The 16,927-nt window shown below is 64.7% G+C and carries 15 protein-coding genes; 12 read left to right on the top strand and 3 right to left on the bottom strand.

Going from position 1 to position 16,927, the window contains the following annotated elements; genetic code table 11:
- Positions 1 to 31: 31 nt before the first annotated feature.
- From J2X11_RS07145 to J2X11_RS07175, 7 genes are all read left to right on the top strand, one after another.
- Positions 32 to 436, top strand: a complete 405-nt coding sequence (locus J2X11_RS07145; protein WP_309972310.1) for a potassium channel family protein — start codon at positions 32 to 34, stop codon at positions 434 to 436.
- Between the two features lie 17 nt (positions 437 to 453).
- A complete protein-coding gene (gene leuS / locus J2X11_RS07150) occupies positions 454 to 3,237 on the top strand; it encodes a leucine--tRNA ligase (RefSeq protein ID WP_309968589.1) in 2,784 nt (927 codons plus the stop codon).
- A gap of 24 nt (positions 3,238 to 3,261) precedes the next feature.
- Positions 3,262 to 4,110, top strand: coding sequence for a DegV family protein (locus J2X11_RS07155; RefSeq protein ID WP_309968591.1), 849 nt, complete (start codon positions 3,262 to 3,264; stop codon positions 4,108 to 4,110).
- Between the two features lie 92 nt (positions 4,111 to 4,202).
- Positions 4,203 to 4,910 (top strand): ComEA family DNA-binding protein, encoded by a 708-nt coding sequence (locus J2X11_RS07160; protein ID WP_309968594.1) that lies wholly within the window; start codon positions 4,203 to 4,205, stop codon positions 4,908 to 4,910.
- Between the two features lie 14 nt (positions 4,911 to 4,924).
- Positions 4,925 to 7,117 carry a DNA internalization-related competence protein ComEC/Rec2 gene (locus tag J2X11_RS07165; RefSeq protein WP_309968598.1) on the top strand — a complete coding sequence of 731 codons (2,193 nt, stop codon included), beginning with the start codon at positions 4,925 to 4,927 and terminating at the stop codon, positions 7,115 to 7,117.
- 9 nt (positions 7,118 to 7,126) lie between these two features.
- Positions 7,127 to 8,098 (top strand): DNA polymerase III subunit delta, encoded by a 972-nt coding sequence (holA, locus tag J2X11_RS07170; RefSeq protein WP_309968601.1) that lies wholly within the window; start codon positions 7,127 to 7,129, stop codon positions 8,096 to 8,098.
- Positions 8,098 to 9,240 (top strand): heparan-alpha-glucosaminide N-acetyltransferase domain-containing protein, encoded by a 1,143-nt coding sequence (locus J2X11_RS07175; RefSeq protein ID WP_309968604.1) that lies wholly within the window; start codon positions 8,098 to 8,100, stop codon positions 9,238 to 9,240. Before holA ends, J2X11_RS07175 begins: the two co-directional genes overlap by 1 nt.
- A 15-nt stretch (positions 9,241 to 9,255) precedes the next feature.
- Here J2X11_RS07175 and rpsT read toward each other — a convergent pair whose 3' ends face one another.
- Positions 9,256 to 9,516, bottom strand: a complete 261-nt coding sequence (gene rpsT / locus J2X11_RS07180) for a 30S ribosomal protein S20 (RefSeq protein ID WP_309968607.1) — start codon at positions 9,514 to 9,516, stop codon at positions 9,256 to 9,258.
- A 230-nt stretch (positions 9,517 to 9,746) separates the two neighbouring features.
- Here rpsT and J2X11_RS07185 point away from each other — a divergent pair, with 230 nt between their 5' ends.
- From J2X11_RS07185 to hemW, 5 genes are all read left to right on the top strand, one after another.
- A complete protein-coding gene (locus tag J2X11_RS07185; protein ID WP_309968610.1) occupies positions 9,747 to 10,085 on the top strand; it encodes a hypothetical protein in 339 nt (112 codons plus the stop codon).
- Between the two features lie 35 nt (positions 10,086 to 10,120).
- On the top strand, positions 10,121 to 11,974 hold the full coding sequence (lepA, locus tag J2X11_RS07190) for a translation elongation factor 4 (RefSeq protein WP_309968613.1): 1,854 nt from the start codon (positions 10,121 to 10,123) through the stop codon (positions 11,972 to 11,974).
- Between the two features lie 4 nt (positions 11,975 to 11,978).
- Entirely contained in the window at positions 11,979 to 12,614 is a 636-nt protein-coding gene (locus J2X11_RS07195) for an MOSC domain-containing protein (RefSeq protein ID WP_309968617.1), read from the top strand.
- A gap of 63 nt (positions 12,615 to 12,677) precedes the next feature.
- Entirely contained in the window at positions 12,678 to 14,513 is a 1,836-nt protein-coding gene (locus J2X11_RS07200; protein WP_309968620.1) for an AMP-dependent synthetase/ligase, read from the top strand.
- Positions 14,514 to 15,671 (top strand): radical SAM family heme chaperone HemW, encoded by a 1,158-nt coding sequence (gene hemW / locus J2X11_RS07205; protein WP_309968623.1) that lies wholly within the window; start codon positions 14,514 to 14,516, stop codon positions 15,669 to 15,671.
- Here the strand turns inward: hemW and J2X11_RS07210 are convergent.
- Positions 15,668 to 16,501: a DUF3097 domain-containing protein gene (locus J2X11_RS07210; protein ID WP_309968626.1), complete on the bottom strand. Its 834-nt coding sequence runs from the start codon at positions 16,499 to 16,501 to the stop codon at positions 15,668 to 15,670. The genes hemW and J2X11_RS07210 overlap by 4 nt on opposite strands.
- Positions 16,494 to 16,910, bottom strand: a complete 417-nt coding sequence (locus J2X11_RS07215; RefSeq protein ID WP_309968629.1) for an MBL fold metallo-hydrolase — start codon at positions 16,908 to 16,910, stop codon at positions 16,494 to 16,496. Before J2X11_RS07215 ends, J2X11_RS07210 begins: the two co-directional genes overlap by 8 nt.
- Positions 16,911 to 16,927 lie beyond the last annotated feature (17 nt).

Raw genomic sequence — 16,927 nt, forward strand, 5'->3', positions numbered from 1 at the left:
GAAGAGCAGTCCTGCGGCGGTTCCGGTACTGGTGATCGGTCTCGGACGGTTCGGCATGTCCGTTGCCGAGTCGCTCGTGCGCCTGGGCCACGAAGTGCTCGCGGTCGACGAGAATCCCGAGATTGTGCAGCGCCTCGCGGGGGAGTTCACCCACATCGTCGCGGCCGATTCGACCGACACCGAGGCACTAAAGCAGATCGATGCCGGGTCGTTCGGCCTGGCGGTCGTTGGCATTGGTACCGATATCGAGGCGAGTGTCCTGACGGTGATGAGCCTGGTGGATCTTGGCATCTCCGATGTGTGGGCGAAGGCGATCAACGACAAACATGCGCGCCTGCTCGAGCGCGTCGGCGCAACTCACGTCGTACGTCCCGAATCGGCCATGGGAGAACGCGTAGCCCACCTCGCGACGGGCGCCACTCCTCCCGATTTGTGACAGGTAACATTCGGGCAGTGAGCACGCCCGAACCCAAGCCGTCCGCCTATCGCTACTCGAGCGACCTCGCAGGCGACATTGAGCGCCGCTGGCAGGACCGCTGGGAGACCGAGGGCACGTTCGAAGCCCCGAACCCGACAGGCGATCTCGCCGGTGAGGTCACGGGCGAGAAGTTCTTCATCATGGACATGTTCCCGTACCCCTCCGGGGCGGGACTCCACGTTGGCCACCCGCTCGGCTACATCGCGACTGACGTCATCGGCCGCTACCGCCGAATGCAGGGCGACAACGTGCTGCACGCCCTCGGCTACGACGCCTTCGGTCTGCCGGCCGAGATCCACGCCGTACAGACTGGCGAGCACCCGCGCGGCAACACGATCTCCAACATGGCCAACATGCGGCGCCAGCTGCGACGCCTGGGCCTCGCACACGATCCCCGCCGTTCATTCGCGACGATCGACTCCGAATTCATGCGCTGGACCCAGTGGATCTTCATCCAGATCTTCGAGTCCTGGTACGACACCGATGCCAATCGCGCCCGCCCGATCAGCGAGCTGATTGAGAAGCTCGGCACCAACGATCCCCAGGTCATCGATCAGCATCGCCTCGCGTACATCGATGAATCACCCGTCAACTGGTGTCCGGCGCTCGGAACCGTCCTCTCCAACGAGGAGGTGACGCCGGAAGGTCGCAGCGAACGCGGCAACTTCCCGGTGTTCCCGCGCAACCTGCGCCAGTGGAAGATGCGCATCACGGCGTACGCCGACCGCCTCATCGACGATCTCGACCGCATGGACTGGCCCGAATCGGTCAAGCACATGCAGCGCAACTGGATCGGTCGGTCACACGGCGCCGAGGTCAGCTTCGCGGTCGACGGCGCCGAGACCAAGATCGACGTGTTCACCACGCGTCCCGACACGCTTTTCGGTGCGACGTACGTCGTGCTGGCCCCCGAGCACGAGCTCGTCGGCGAGCTGACCGCAGCCGCCTGGCCCGATGGTGTTGACGCTGCATGGACCGGGGGAGCGGCAACGCCCGCCGAAGCGATCGCGGACTATCGCGCGGCGGCCGGTGCCAAGAGCGACGTCGAGCGCCAGGAGAACCGCGACAAGACCGGCGTTTTCACCGGCTCCTACGCGATCAACCCAGTCAACGGCACGTCGCTCCCGGTGTTCATCGCCGACTACGTGCTCACGGGCTATGGCACCGGCGCGATTATGGCCGTGCCTGGTCAGGACTCCCGCGACTGGGAGTTCGCCGAGAAGTTCGGCCTGCCAATCATCCGTACGGTCCAGCCGTCGGAGGGGTTCGAAGACGGACCGTTCCTCGGCGAGGGACCAGCGATCAACTCAGCGAATGACGACATTGACCTCAACGGTCTCCCCATCGCTGAGGCCAAGTCGACGATCATCGCGTGGCTCGCTCAGCAGGGTTCGGGCCGCGGCACCACGACATACAGGCTCCGCGACTGGCTGTTCAGCCGCCAGCGCTATTGGGGCGAGCCGTTCCCGATCGTCTTCGACGAGAACGGATCGCCGATTGCGGTGCCCGACTCGATGTTGCCGGTTGAGCTGCCCGAAGTGCCTGACTACCTGCCCAAGACGTTCGAGCCCGACGACGTCACCAGCGAGCCCGAGCCGCCACTGGCGCGCGTGCCCGACTGGGTCAACGTCGAGCTCGACCTCGGCGACGGTCTGAAGAAGTACCGCCGCGAGACCAACACGATGCCCAACTGGGCCGGCTCGTCCTGGTACGAGCTGCGCTACGCCGACCCGCACAACGACAAGACTCTGGTCGATCCGGAGAACGAGGCCTACTGGCTCGGCCCGCGCAAGGCCGGCGACACTGGTGGCGTCGACCTCTACATCGGTGGAGTCGAGCACGCCGTACTGCACCTGCTCTATGCGCGGTTCTGGCACAAGGTGCTGTTCGATCTCGGCCATCTGTCGAGCGAAGAGCCCTTCCAGAAGCTGTTCAACCAGGGCTACATCCAGGCCTACGCCTACACAGATGCTCGCGGCGTCTATGTGCCTGCCGAAGACGTCGTCGAGCACGTCGATGGCGCCGAGACGACCTACACGTACGACGGCAAGCCCGTGAATCGCGAGTACGGAAAAATGGGCAAGAGCCTCAAGAACATCGTCACGCCTGACGAGATGTACGACGCGTACGGCGCGGACACGTTCCGCGTCTACGAGATGTCGATGGGCCCGCTCGACGTGTCCCGCCCGTGGGAGACCCGCGCCGTTGTGGGTGCTCAGCGATTCCTCCAGCGCGTCTGGCGCCTGGTGGTCGACGAGGACTCCGGTGAATCGGTCGCAACGGACGACGCGCTCGATGCCGAGACGCTTCATGCGCTGCACAAGACGATCGAGGGCGTCCGCGTCGACATGGATGAGATGCGGTTCAACACCGCCATCGCCAAGCTGATCGAGCTGACGAACCACCTGACCAAGGCCAACGTTCGCAGCCGCGCTGCGCTGGAGCCCTTGGTCCTGATGACGGCTCCGCTCGCGCCGCACGTCGCGGAAGAGCTGTGGGCCAAGCTGGGCCACGCTGACTCGCTGGCACGCGCGCCCTACCCGGTGGCAGACGCAGCCCATCTCGTCGAGCAGTCCGTCACGTGCGTCGTGCAGGTGCTCGGCAAGGTACGCGGCAAGCTCGAGGTCAGCCCCGACATCAGCGACGAGGACCTCCAGGCTCTGGCGCTTGCCGAGCCGAATGTCGTGCGATCGATCGACGGTCGCGAGGTGCGCAAAGTCATCGTCCGCGCGCCAAAGCTCGTGTCGATCGTCGTTTGAGCCTTGGCTCGATAGTCTTCGCGCATGGCCAAGGTAGCGATCGTCACGGACTCGACGGCGTCGTTGGCTCCAGCCGACGCCGCCAAGGAGAACATCGCTGTCGTGCCGCTGCAGGTCATCATTGGCGCTGCGGTTCACACCGAAGGTGTTGACGTCACGGCCGACATGATCGCCGAAGCGCTCGCCTCGTTCGTACCGGTCAGCACCTCGCGTCCGACGCCCGACGACTTCTTGCGGGTCTATCGGGATCTGGCTGATGAGGGAGCCGAGGCGATCGTCTCGGTGCACTTGAGCTCGAAGATGTCGGGCACGTACGACTCTGCACTGCTCGCCGCCAAGGATTCACCCGTCCCTGTGACAGTCGTCGACTCGGCCCAGGTAGGCATCGCGACCGGCTTCGCCGCGGGTCGTGCCGCTGAGGCACGCGACGCTGGCAAGGATGCGGCTGAGGTCGCTGCAGCAGCGCGTGGAGCAGGGGAGTCGTCGACGATCCTGCTGTACGTGGACACACTCGAATACCTCAAGCGTGGAGGCCGTGTAGGTCCTGCTGCCGCGCTGATCGGTTCGGCGCTCGCCGTGAAGCCGATTCTGACGATCAAGGATGGCGTAGTCGTCCCGCTCGAACGCGTACGTACGGCCGCGAAGGCGCTTGCGCGGGTCGAGGCGCTCGCCGTCGAAAGCGCTCAGTCGTGCGACAAGGGCTTCCAGATTGGCGTGCAGCATCTCGCCAACCCTTCGATCGCGAACGCTGTGGCGGGCCGCCTGGCCGTGGCACTCGGGGTCGACTCGATCCCGGTGGACGAGGTGGGCGCATCGATCGGTGCCCACGTCGGGCCCGGCATGATCTCGGTGACGGTCACTCCGCGCTGCTGAGCGTTTTCCACGATCCGGACTTGAGTCCTGCGAGTCCACAGCCACGCCGCTAGTCCACGCGTCGTACGACTGCCGCTGCCTAGCGTCACGGTGTGAGGGTCGAACGAGAAGAGACACGGGCCGAGATCGCCCGACGTCGGCTCGCTCAGCTCGCCGCATCGTTCGATGCCGAGCTGCCACCGCCCGACGATGAGCCGGCCATCGAGCGTCAGCGGCGACGTCTAGAGGTCCCGCACGTCAGGGTCCTGGCGACCCTTTCCACTGCGGCATCGGTGTTGCTCGTCTGGTGGCTGCTGTCCTCGCGCCCGGAAACCAGCGAACCGCAGGCGCCGTTGGCCTTTGCGACAACAGAGGCCGCCTCGCACCAGAAGCCGATCGACGACTTGGTGATCGATGTCGTCGGCAAGGTTCGCAAGCCCGGGATCGTCACGGTCCCCACGGGTTCGCGCGTCTACGAGGCAATCGAGGCTGCCGGTGGACTCAAAGGAAGAGTCGACACGAGTGCGCTCAACATGGCGCGCGTGCTCAGCGACGGCGAACAACTCCTGGTGGGTCAGGATCCGGCTGAGGTTCCCGCTGCTGCCGCGGCACCGGGCGGTCTCACAACGACCAAGGTCAATCTGAACACCGCCACGGCCGAGCAACTCGACACTTTGCCTGGGGTCGGGCCGGTCACAGCGCAGTCGATCCTGAGCTGGCGTACGGAAAACGGCCGCTTCGGCTCGGTTGAGGACCTCCTGGAGGTCAAGGGCATCGGCGACGCCACCTTGGCTGAGTTGCGAGATCTCGTCACGGTCTGATGCACGACCTGCGCATGGCCGCGCCTGCGCTCCTGTGCTGGGCGGTTGCGGCCACGCTCGTGACCTCAGGCGCCAACGCGGCACTGGTGGTCGCCTTGGTGTGTGTGCTGGCCGCTGGGATCGCTGCCAGACGTCCATCGGTGGCCGTTCTCGCGATCACGGTCGCCGCCATAGCCGCATCCTGCGCATGGCGACTCAACGCGATCGAGCACTCACCTGTGACGCAGCTGGCCGCCGAGCACCGCATTGCGACGCTGGACGTGGAGGTCAGGCGCGATGCGACGACCTTCCAACAGCACGGCCAGGAGTCGATCGTCGTCGAACTGCTCGTTCGTCGAGTCGTCTCGCGCGACATGGACGTACGCACCCGCGATCGTGTCACTGCGTTCATCGACGGATCGGCTGACGACCTGGTCGTCGGGCGCCGGCTGACGATCATCGGCCGACTCGCACCGTCTGACGCAACCGATGAGGCGGCCGTGATCGATGTCGTACGTCGAGGACCCACCGATCGAGCGAGCTGGTGGTGGGAGGTGTCCGAGACGGTGCGCGAGGGGGTGCGCACGTCAGTCGAGCGAACTGCGGATGAACCGCGAGCACTCGTGCCAGCCCTGGTCGATGGTGACGACAGTCGGGTCAGTGACGAGGTCAAGGAGGACTTCCGGCGTGCGGGACTGACGCACCTGATGGCCGTCTCGGGGACGAACCTGACGATCGTGCTCGCCGTCTTGCTCGTCGTAGGACGTGCAGTCGGCGTACGTCGGCGTGGGCTCTGGGTTCTCGGAGCGGTGTCGATCGTCGGGTTCGTGATCCTCGCGCGCCCCGATCCCAGCGTCGTCCGGGCGGCAGCCATGGGTGCGGTCGGCGTCGCGGCGCTCGGCTACGGGCATCGCGGTGGCGTACGCGCTCTCGCCTGGGCGATCATCGCGTTGCTGTTCATCGACCCGTGGTTGTCACGCTCGGCGGGCTTCGTCCTGTCGGTGTGCGCCACGGCTGGGATCCTGCTTCTTGCACCGGTGATGGTTCGCCCGCTGCTGCGGTGGATGCCTCGCTGGTGCGCTTTGGCGATCGCGGTGCCACTGGCAGCCCAACTCGCCTGTACTCCGGCCATTGCCGCGATCTCTGGACAGGTTTCGCTGGTCGCAGTGGTCGCGAACCTACTGGCCGCACCGGCAGTCGCTCCCGCGACGGTGGCTGGCCTGCTCGGCGGGCTGGTCGCCCTGGTATCGCCTCCACTCGCCCATGTCGTCGGCTTCGTGGCCGGTGCGGCTGCGAGCTGGATCCTGGAGGTCGGCCATCGGGCTGCCTCGCTTGAGGCCGCTTCGTTGGCATGGCGCGCGCCGTGGCAGCTCCTGCTCGTCGTAGTCCCAACTGTGGCCTGGGCGATCGTTCGGATCTCGGCTCGTCCAGTGCTGTTCGGCGGGATAGCGCTGGGCTTGCTCGTTGCGATCTGGCGGCCGCCTCACCCCGGCTGGCCTCCAGAATCGTGGTTAATGGTCGCTTGTGATGTCGGCCAAGGCGACGCGACCGTGCTCAACGTTGGAGATGGCACCGCGGTCGTTGTCGATGCAGGTCCCGAACCGGCGGCAATCGACCGGTGTCTCGACCGACTCGACGTGCACCACATTCGACTGATGGTTTTCACTCACGGTCATGCCGACCACGTCGACGGATGGCGTGGAGTCGTGCGTGGTCGACAGGTCGATCAGGTTGCCGTTGGTCCGACTGGTGGGCCGGGCGCCAGGCCTCACGTCGCCGTACCCGGGGAGACGTTCACGGTCGGGGCGATCGCGGCTGAGGTGCTGTGGCCGCCACGGTCAGAGCCGCTGCCCGTGACCGACGGATCGAGTGCCAACAACGTCAGCGTCGTCCTCGCCGTACGCGTGCATGGCGTACGAATCCTGCTGACGGGTGACATCGAGCCCGAAGCCCAGGCGAGGCTCATGCTGCAACATCCCGAGCTATCTGCCGAGGTCATGAAGATGCCGCACCACGGCAGCGCCAGGCAGTCAGAGGCATTCCTAGACGCGGTCGGTGCCAGCATCGTGACGGTTAGCGCGGGCGTCGACAACGACTACGGTCACCCTGCCGCGAAGGCACTGGCCATGCTGCGGGAGCGCGGCGCTGAGTGGTGGCGTACCGACACAGATGGCGACATTGCCGTGGTCCTGCGTGACGGGCGCCTTCTTGTGGCCACGACCCAATAGTCTGTCCACGTGGCTTCGGCATTCGGCAAGATTCTCCTCATCTCAGGCAATGCCGAGTTCCTCGCTGAGCGCACGCGCGCACGCGCGATTGCCGCCGTGACCGCGGAGCACGCGGACTGCGAAGTGTCCGAGGCGAGTGCGAGCGGCCTCCAGGCTGGCGAGCTCGCTGGCCTGACCAGCGCTTCGCTGTTCAGCGATAACACCGCGCTCGTCATCACCGACCTTCAGGACACCGGAGATGCCGCCCAGGCCGAACTCCTCGCATACTGCGAAAGCCCGTCGCCCGAGATCGCCCTCGTACTGGTGCACGGCGGGGGAGCCAAGGGCAAGGGACTGCTCGACAAGCTCCGCAAGCTGCCTGCCGTCAGCGAGGTCAAGCTCGAAGCGCCCAAATACGAACGCGACTACGCGCAGTGGGTGCACACCGAGTTCCGTGATCTCGGCACCCGCATCGACCAAGAAGCCGCGACGCTTCTCGTTGCATCAGTCGGCCAGGACCTGCGATCACTCGCCGGTGCGGCTGACCAACTCGTCTCCACTGTCGAACGTGGAACCGAGATCAGCGCAAGCATTGTGCGGCGCTATTTCGGTGGTCGTGCCGACGTACGCGGCTACGAAATTGCTGATGCCGCGATAGATGGACGGATCAACGTCGCACTTGAGCAGGCTCGATGGGCCGAGGCAGCCAAGGTCGCGCCGGTGCTGATCACGAGTGCTTTCGCCAGTGGTCTGCGATCGCTCGCCAAACTGTCATCGGCCCCGTCCGGTATGCGTGACAACGATCTGGCCGCACAGGTCGGCGCGCCCCCGTTCAAGATCCGCGCCATGCGACAGCAGCTACGCGCATGGGAGCCCGACGGACTCGCCAAGGCACTCGACGCCGTCGCGCAAGCCGATCTCGACGTGAAGGGCGGCGCTGCCGACCCCGCCTATGCAATCGAGCGGATGGTGCTCAAGGTCGCAGCCCAGCGGCGACGCTGATGCCACGCCCCGGCAGCCGTATCGAGGCAGTAGACCTCGCGCGTGGGCTCGCCCTGATCGGGATGATGTTTACCCACATCGGTCCCCATTGGATGAACAAGAATCCACCAGTTGGCGATGTGATCGCGGGTGGTCGAGCGGCCCCGTTGTTTGCCTTGTTGGCCGGAGTTGCACTGACGATTGTTCATCAACGTGATCCGCGCGGCGCCGGATCAACGCGCGCGACCTGGATCAGGGCGGTCCTCCTCATCGCGCTGGGACTCGCGCTTGGCTCGCTGGAACACGTGCCGATGTTCATCATCTTGGCCTATTACGGCGTGATGATCGTCCTGGTTCTGCCGTTCCGACGGCTGTCGACCACGTGGCTATTTGTGCTGGGAACCGTGTGGGCGCTCGTCGCTCCGGTCGTTCTGCTCTGGGCGCAGCGAGAGAAGCAGGTCTACACCCAGCAGACCGAGTGGGCAGATCTCCAGCACCCCGGCGAGCTGTTCATGGAGATCGTCGTGTGGGGGATCTACCCGGTCGGCGTCTGGATCGCATACGTGCTGATCGGTATGGCGATTGGGCGGCTCGACCTGCGCAGCGTGAAGGTCGCGTGGCGGCTTGTCGCAACGGGTGTCGCGCTCGTCGTGTCGACTTTGGCGGCCGGGATGGTGGCGATCAAGGCGGGAGTGTTCGACGACCTGCTCGACGGCACGTGGCGCGGACTGTTCGTGGGTCCCGTCTATCCCTATGAGCGACCGACCTGGGATGAGTTGTTGCTCGTCGGTCAACACACGTCGCGACCGCTGGGCATGCTGAGCGCGATTGGCTCGGCGATCCTGGTCGTTGGCTTGTGTGCCCTACTGGTCAAGGTTCCTTGGGCGCGACTGGTTCTGACGCCGGTTCGTGCGGCGGGCGCTATGACTCTCACGCTCTACACAGTTCACGTGCTGTGGTCGTGGCGCCTCAGGGTCGATTTCCTGCACGACCATCCCGGCGGAGTCCACGAGGGCACCTACGAGATCTGGCTGCTGCAGGTCGTGGTGTTGGCGGCTGCGGCAACCATCTGGAGCCTGTCGTTCGGCAAGGGCCCACTCGAGTGGCTCGTACGACGGCTGTCCGTGTGGGGAAAAGAAAAAAGCGCCCCGAAGGGCGCTTGATTCACGAGGCGTACGTCAGAGAGACGCGGCCTTCTTGGCAATAGCCGACTTGCGGTTGGCTGCCTGGTTCTTGTGGATGACCTTCTTGGAAGCTGCCTTGTCGAGCTTCTTGGTGGCTTCACCAGCGAGCTTCTTGGCTTCGTCCTTGTTGCCAGCCTCGACAGCCTCGGTGAAACGACGGATCGAGGTCTTGAGAGCGGAGCGCACGGACTTGTTGCGCTCGCGAGCCAGCTCGTTCTGCCGGTTGCGCTTGATCTGCGACTTGATATTCGCCACGGGGCAAACCTGTTTCTCTTGAAGGATGGTGATGCGAAAGTTGATGTGACGCGCCGAAGCACGCGACCACCAACTCTATCAGCGCAGGCGCACGCCGCCAAAATTGGCGAGGCTGAGCGAGCTCTGCGAGCGAACGCCGAGGCAGGTTGAGCGAATCGCGCCGAAGGCGCCAGGAAGGTCGAAACCTGGTGAGGTGACTCCCAACCGTGACGTGGCTCTATTCTGCTGTCATGCAGACGCTCTATGACGTTCTCGTCTGGGTCCATGTGGCGAGCTGGGCAGTGGTGTTGCTCGGATACCTCAAGGACATCCGCGGTCCGAAGGTCAACCTCTGGATGGCCCACGGCCTCTCGGCGGCACTTGTTCTGGGTCTGACGCTCGTCGCTATTGCCTCGATGAGTGACGACGTGGCCGACCCCAACAACGCGAAGGTTGGCGTCAAACTCGTCATCGCCTTCGTCGCCGTGGGGCTGGCTCACTCGACCCGCAAGAGGCCCGCGCCCAACCCGATCGCGCACGTGGTCGCGGCGCTCGTGGTCGTCAACGTGGCACTCGCATACCTCTGGTGATCTGAGGCCGTCCCAGATGGGACAATGGAGTCACCATGAGTTCCAGCCCCGTACCCCAGCCCGGGGCCACCGACCCGCAGATCCTGCGCAACTTCTGCATCATCGCGCACATCGATCACGGCAAGTCGACGTTGGCCGACCGCATGCTGCAGCACACCGGTGTCGTCGACGGCCGCGACATGAAGGCTCAGTACCTCGACCGGATGGACATCGAGCGCGAGCGCGGCATCACGATCAAGAGCCAGGCCGTACGCATGCCGTTCACCAAGTCGAGTGGTGACGACGCGGGCAAGGTCTACATCCTCAACATGATCGACACTCCCGGCCACGTCGACTTCACGTACGAAGTCAGCCGCAGCCTGGAAGCGTGCGAAGGCGCAATCCTGCTCGTCGACGCTGCACAGGGCATCGAGGCGCAGACGCTCGCCAACCTCTATCTCGCGATCGACGCGGACCTCGACATCATCCCGGTGCTCAACAAGATCGACCTGCCGGGTGCGCAGCCCGAGAAGTACGCCGCGGAGATCGCCGGCATCATCGGCGGCAACCCCGACGACGTACTCCGTGTTTCGGCCAAGACGGGTCAGGGTGTTGAGGAGCTCCTCAACCTGATCGTCGACGAGATTCCGCCGCCAAAGGGCGACCCGGATGCTCCGCCGCGCGCGCTGATCTTCGACTCGGTCTACGACACCTACCGCGGCGTCGTCACGTATGTCCGTGTGTTCGACGGCAAGCTCTCGCACCGCGACAAGATCAAGATGATGTCGACGGGCGCCGTGCACGAAATGCTCGAAGTCGGTGTCATCTCACCCGAGCCAGTGAAGGCCAGCGATCTCGGCGTGGGCGAGGTTGGCTACTTGATCACCGGTGTGAAGGAAGTGCGTCAGTCGCGAGTCGGCGACACCGTGACCTCCAACATTCGCGGTGCAACGGAACCGCTCGGTGGCTACAAGAGCCCCGTACCGATGGTGTTTGCCGGTCTCTACCCGCTCGACGGCGACGACTACCCGACACTGCGAGACGCGCTCGAGAAGCTCCAGCTCAACGACGCGGCCCTGGTTTACGAGCCCGAGTCGTCCGGTGCACTTGGATTTGGCTTCCGCATCGGCTTCCTCGGCCTGCTGCACCTCGAGATCGTGCGCGAGCGCCTGGAGCGTGAGTTCAACCTCGAGCTCATCTCGACCGCGCCAAACGTCGTCTACCGAGTCGAGATGGAGGACGGCAAGGAAATCGTCGTCACCAACCCGTCGGAGTACCCCGAGGGCAAGATCGACAAGGTCTTCGAGCCGGTCGTACGCGCCACCGTGCTCAGCCCCACCGACTACATCGGCACGATCATGGAGCTCTGCCAGGCACGTCGTGGCCAGCTCATCGGCATGGACTATCTCTCCGAGGATCGTGTCGAGATCAAGTACACGCTGCCGATGGGCGAGATCATGTTCGACTTCTTCGACGCGCTCAAGAGCCGTACGAAGGGCTATGCCTCGCTCGACTACGAACCCACGGGTGAGCAGGCTTCGGATCTCGTGAAGGTCGACGTCCTTCTCCAGGGCGAGGTTGTCGACGCGTTCAGCGCGATCGTCCACCGCGACAACTCGTACGCCTATGGCGTCTCGCTCGCCTCGAAGCTCAAGGAACTCATCCCGCGCCAGCAGTTCGAGGTGCCCATCCAGGCCGCCATCGGTGCGCGCGTCATCGCCCGCGAGAACATCCGCGCGATCCGCAAGGACGTCCTCGCCAAGTGCTACGGCGGCGACATCAGCCGCAAGCGCAAGCTCCTCGAGAAGCAAAAAGAGGGCAAGAAGCGCATGAAGATGGTGGGTCGCGTCGAGGTGCCGCAAGAGGCCTTCATCGCAGCTCTCTCGACCGGCGACGCCGACAAGAAGTAGCCACGTGGCGTTCGTCGAGTCGGTCAATGTCGGTACGGCGGTCGACGTGCCGTGGGGGCAGCTCAAGCGCACCGCGATCGACAAACGGCCTGTCATCGGCCCCGTACGTGTTCACACGCTGGGCGTCGGCGATGACGAGATCGCGGATCTGGTGAACCACGGTCGCGAGATGCAGGCTGTGTACGCCTACTCCCGCGAGGATCTCGACACGTGGGCCGACATCCTCGGCCGAACGCTGAGCGCTGGCCAGTTCGGTGAGAACCTCACGACCCAGGGCATCGACCTGAACGCAGTGCACGCGGGGGACCGGTGGCGCATTGGCGGCGCACTCCTCGAAGTGTCGGGCGTACGTATCCCCTGCTCGGTGTTCCAGGGCTTCCTCGACGAGCCGCACTGGGTGAAGCGATTCACCCAAGGAGGGTTGCCCGGCCCATACCTTCGAGTGATCGAAGAGGGCGACATTTCGGCCGGCGACGAGATCGAAATCGTGGAGGAACGCAGCCACGAGATCACGATCGACTTCCTGTTCCGCGCGCTCACAACCGAGCGTGATTTGATCCCGGCTTTGGGGGCCGAGCCGAGGCTCGAACCCTTCGTCCGCAGACGCCTCGGTGAGCGTGCGGACACGCCTCACAAGTGACCCAGCGGTAGGTTAGGGTGATCCGCACCACATCCCCCCAGTACGCGCGTATGAAGGAATGTCATGAGTACTTCAGTTGCCACCCCCGAACAGCTTGAGATCGTCAAGAACCGCGCAAAGAGCGTCAGCGCGATGTTCTACAACCGCGTCAAGGAATCGGGCGGCCACGAGGCATACCGCTACCCGGACGAGAACGAAAAGTGGCACTCGCTGACCTGGGCTGAGACCGGCGTGCGAGTGACGCATCTTGCTGCTGGCCTGGTGTCACTTGGTATCGAAGCCGAGCAGCGTGTCGCGATTGCGTCCGGCACCCGCCTCGAATGGATCCTCGCTGACCTCGCGGTCAACGCCGCAGGCGCCGCAACCACCACGGTCTACCCGAGCACCATGTCGGACGACGTCGCATACATCCTGGCCGACTCGGACAGCCGCATCGTGTTCGCCGAGGACGACGATCAGGTCGCCAAGCTCCGCGAGAAGCACTCCGAACTGCCGTCGATCACCAAGGTCGTCGTATTCGAAGGCACCACTGACGGTGACTGGGTCATCGGTCTCGATGACCTCGAGAAGCTCGGCGAGGCCTACCTGAACGAGCACCCGAAGGTCATCGAAGAGCGCGTCGCCGCGACGACAGGCGACTCACTCGCCACCCTGATTTACACCTCCGGCACCACGGGCCGCCCCAAGGGCGTACGCCTCAGCCATGACGGCTGGACGTACGAAGGCTCCGTCATGGTTGCCGGCGACTTCCTGAGCATCGACGATCTGCAGTTCCTGTGGCTGCCGATGGCTCACTCGTTCGGCAAGGTGCTGCTGACGACCCAGCTGGCCGTGGGCTTCGCCACCGCGATCGATGGCCGCGTGCCCAAGATCGTCGACAACCTGGCGATCATCAAGCCGACGTTCATGGGTGCGGCTCCTCGCATCTTCGAAAAGGCCTACGGCCGAATCGTCGGTATGACCGAAGCCGAGGGTGGCGCCAAGCTCAAGATCTTCCGTTGGGCCGAGAAGGTCGGGCTCGAGCACTCGCGCGCTGTGCGCTCGGGCAAGTCGATCTCGCCGATCCTCAAGCTTCAGCACGGTATTGCCGACAAGCTGGTGTTCTCCAAGGTGCGCGAGCGCTTTGGTGGTCGGGTCCGCTTCTTCATCTCCGGCGCTGCAGCGCTGTCGCCCGATATCGCCGAGTGGTTCCACGCGGCGGGCGTGCTGATTCTCGAGGGCTACGGCCTCACCGAGACGTCGGCTGGCGCCTTCGTCAACCAGCCCGACAACTTCAAGCTCGGCTCGGTCGGTACGCCGTTCCCCGGCAGCGAAGCCAAGATCGCGGCTGATGGTGAAGTCCTGATCAAGGGCCCGCACATCATGCGCGGCTACCACAACCTCGAGGGCGAGAGCGCCTCGTCGCTGGAGGATGGCTGGCTGCACACCGGTGACGAGGGTCGCATCGATGAGGACGGCTTCCTCTACATCACCGGCCGCAAGAAGGAACTCTTCAAGACGTCGGGCGGCAAGTACGTCGCGCCGCCGCACATCGAGGGCATGTTCAAGGGCATCAGCTCGTTGACCAGCCAGATCCTCGTACACGGCAACGAGCGCAACTTCTGCTCAGCGCTGATCACCCTCGATCCCGACGGTGTCGCCGAGTGGGCTGCCAACAACGGCATGGCGGGCAAGTCATACGCGGAGGTCGTCAGCTCCAAGGAAATCCACGATCTCATCGAAGGCCAGATCGAGGAGCTCAACTCCAAGGTCAACCGCTGGGAGACGATCAAGAAGTTCGCGATCCTCGACCACGATCTCTCGATCGAGAACGGCGAGATCACACCGAGCATGAAGGTCAAGCGCAATGTCGTCGAAGCCAACAACAAGGCAATCCTCGACGGCTTCTACGCTAAGTAGATGACCACGACAGGGCCGCTCACCTCCCGAGGTGAGCGGCCCTTCGGCGTCTATGTCCATGTGCCGTTCTGCTCGGTGCGCTGCGGCTACTGCGACTTCAACACCTATACGGCAGACGAGCTCGGTGAAGGCGCGACGCGAGCGTCGTACGCGGACACCGCAATCAGCGAGATCGAGCTCGCGGCACGCACGTACAGCCAAGAGATCGAGACGGTCTTCTTCGGCGGCGGCACTCCTACCCAACTGCCGTCGGCTGATCTCGTACGTCTCCTTGACGCCCTGCGTGACAACTTCGGGTTGGCCGCTGATGTCGAGGTCACCACAGAGGCCAACCCCGACAGCGTGACGCCGGAGTCGCTCGCGATCCTGCGCGAAGGCGGCTTCAACCGGATCTCATTCGGCGTGCAGTCCGCGGTGCCTCACGTGCTGGCGACCTTGGATCGCACCCACAACCCCGACAACGTGCCACAGGCCGTGAAGTGGGCGCGGGAGGCCGGCTTCGACCAGCTCAGCGTCGACCTGATCTACGGCACGCCGGGGGAGTCGATGGCCGATTGGCGCACCAGCGTCGAGCAGGCGATCGCGCTGGAGCCGAACCACGTCAGTGCGTACGCGCTGATTGTCGAGCAGGGCACCGCCTTCGCCCGCAAGGTCAATCGCCACGAGGTCGTCATGCCCGACGACGATGAGACCGCCGACAAGTACCTCCTGGCCGACGAACTGTTCTCGGCCGCGGGGCTCGGTTGGTATGAGCTCTCCAACTGGGCACGCGACGAAGCAGCGCAGTGTCGCCACAACGTTCTGTACTGGCACAGCGACAACTGGCTCGGCATCGGACCCGGCGCGCACTCACACGTCAACGGAGAGCGCTGGTGGAACGTCAAGCACCCCGCTGCGTACGCGCAGCGGCTCGCGGCTGGTGAAGCGCCTCGCCACGACGGCGAGACGATCGATGCGGACACGGCGAGGGTTGAGCGGATCATGCTCGAGACCCGCCTCCGCTCAGGCCTTGGGCTGGACGCACTCAGCACAGGCGCGACGGCGGCCGTACCGGGCCTGGTGTCCCGTGGGCTCGCCGATGTCGCAGACGAGCGTCTGGTGCTGACGCTCCCGGGACGGCTGCTCGCCGACGCGGTCGTGCGCGAACTCGTCGACTAGGGAACGGTGACGAAGTCGATGAGTTCTTCTACCCGACCAAGGAACGACGGCTCGAGGTCGGCGTACGAGTCCACCCGACTCAGCAAGTGCTTCCACGCACGAGCGATGTCCGCCTGATCCGTGTGCGGCCAGCCAAGTGCTTCGCAGATGCCGTGCTTCCAGTCAGTGCCGCGCGGGATGACGGGCCAGGCCTCCAGACCGAGTCGATCAGGTTTGATCGACTGCCAGACGTCGACATACGGGTGGCCGACAACCAGCACGTGCTCGCGGCCGGACACCTGCTCGGCGAGGCGGGTCTCCTTGGAGCCCGGTACGAGGTGATCGACCAGTACGCCGAGGCGTCGCCCGGCTCCGGGATCGAATTCGTCGACGACGCCGACGAGATCATCGATGCCGCCGAGGTACTCAACTGCCACGCCTTCGACGCGCAGATCAGCTCCCCAGACCTTCTCGACCAGCTCGGCATCATGTCGACCCTCGACGTAGATGCGGCTCGGCAGAGCGACGCGCGCCCGGGTGTCTTCGACCGTGCGGGAGCCTGAGGCCGTACGCGCGCTCGTCTTGGGTGCTCTCGCGGCTTGCGGGCGCAGAACGACAGGTGCCCCATCGAGCAGGAAGCCCGGGCCGAACGGGAACGAGCGCCGAGTGTTGCGGCGATCTTCGAGCACCATCATGCCGAGATCCTTCTCGACCACCATGATCTCGCCGACGAATCCGGTCGTCGCATCTTCGACGACCATGCCGCGTTCGGCCACCACTTCCACTGAGCGCCCACGCGGTGGCTTGCGCCAGTCGCCTGAGAGCACGTCAGTGCCATATCTGTCAGCCATGCAGAACCCCGAGAAGTTGTTGATGAAATGCCTCGAGCTCATCCCGGGTGACCGGACCTGAGCTCGAGAGGATCTTGGTGGAGAGAGTAGTGAGTCCGAGGGTCAGGTCGACTGCCTCAGCCCACGTCGGCGTGGCGCCAGCAGGGCTGGCGGCATACAGATCGCCGATCACGACGACATTGCGGTCCGGTAGGACGAGGACAAGCTCACCACCGGATGGGCCGTGTCCGAGATGGACCACCTCGACGTATTGCTCACCGAGGTCGCCTGCCCACGCTGACACGAGGGTGCCGCCGAGGGACTCGTGGACGATCTCGGTGCCGTCGTCGATCGTGATGCGCCGCGGCGAATAGGTCAGCGTGCGCTCAGTGCCGCCGACCTCGTACGGAGATTCGGCATTGTCACTCACATCGCTAGACTGGCACT

The organism is Aeromicrobium panaciterrae (genome assembly GCF_031457275.1).
GTDB classification, from domain to species: domain Bacteria; phylum Actinomycetota; class Actinomycetes; order Propionibacteriales; family Nocardioidaceae; genus Aeromicrobium; species Aeromicrobium panaciterrae_A.

Coding starts and splice junctions, on each gene's coding strand:
- J2X11_RS07175 (WP_309968604.1), top strand. CDS start 8,098: ATGCCACGCCCCGGCAGCCGTATCGAGGCAGTAGACCTCGCGCGTGGG.
- J2X11_RS07210 (WP_309968626.1), bottom strand. CDS start 16,501: ATGGCTGACAGATATGGCACTGACGTGCTCTCAGGCGACTGGCGCAAG.
- J2X11_RS07155 (WP_309968591.1), top strand. CDS start 3,262: ATGGCCAAGGTAGCGATCGTCACGGACTCGACGGCGTCGTTGGCTCCA.
- J2X11_RS07165 (WP_309968598.1), top strand. CDS start 4,925: ATGGCCGCGCCTGCGCTCCTGTGCTGGGCGGTTGCGGCCACGCTCGTG.
- J2X11_RS07185 (WP_309968610.1), top strand. CDS start 9,747: ATGCAGACGCTCTATGACGTTCTCGTCTGGGTCCATGTGGCGAGCTGG.
- lepA (WP_309968613.1), top strand. CDS start 10,121: ATGAGTTCCAGCCCCGTACCCCAGCCCGGGGCCACCGACCCGCAGATC.
- hemW (WP_309968623.1), top strand. CDS start 14,514: ATGACCACGACAGGGCCGCTCACCTCCCGAGGTGAGCGGCCCTTCGGC.
- J2X11_RS07200 (WP_309968620.1), top strand. CDS start 12,678: ATGAGTACTTCAGTTGCCACCCCCGAACAGCTTGAGATCGTCAAGAAC.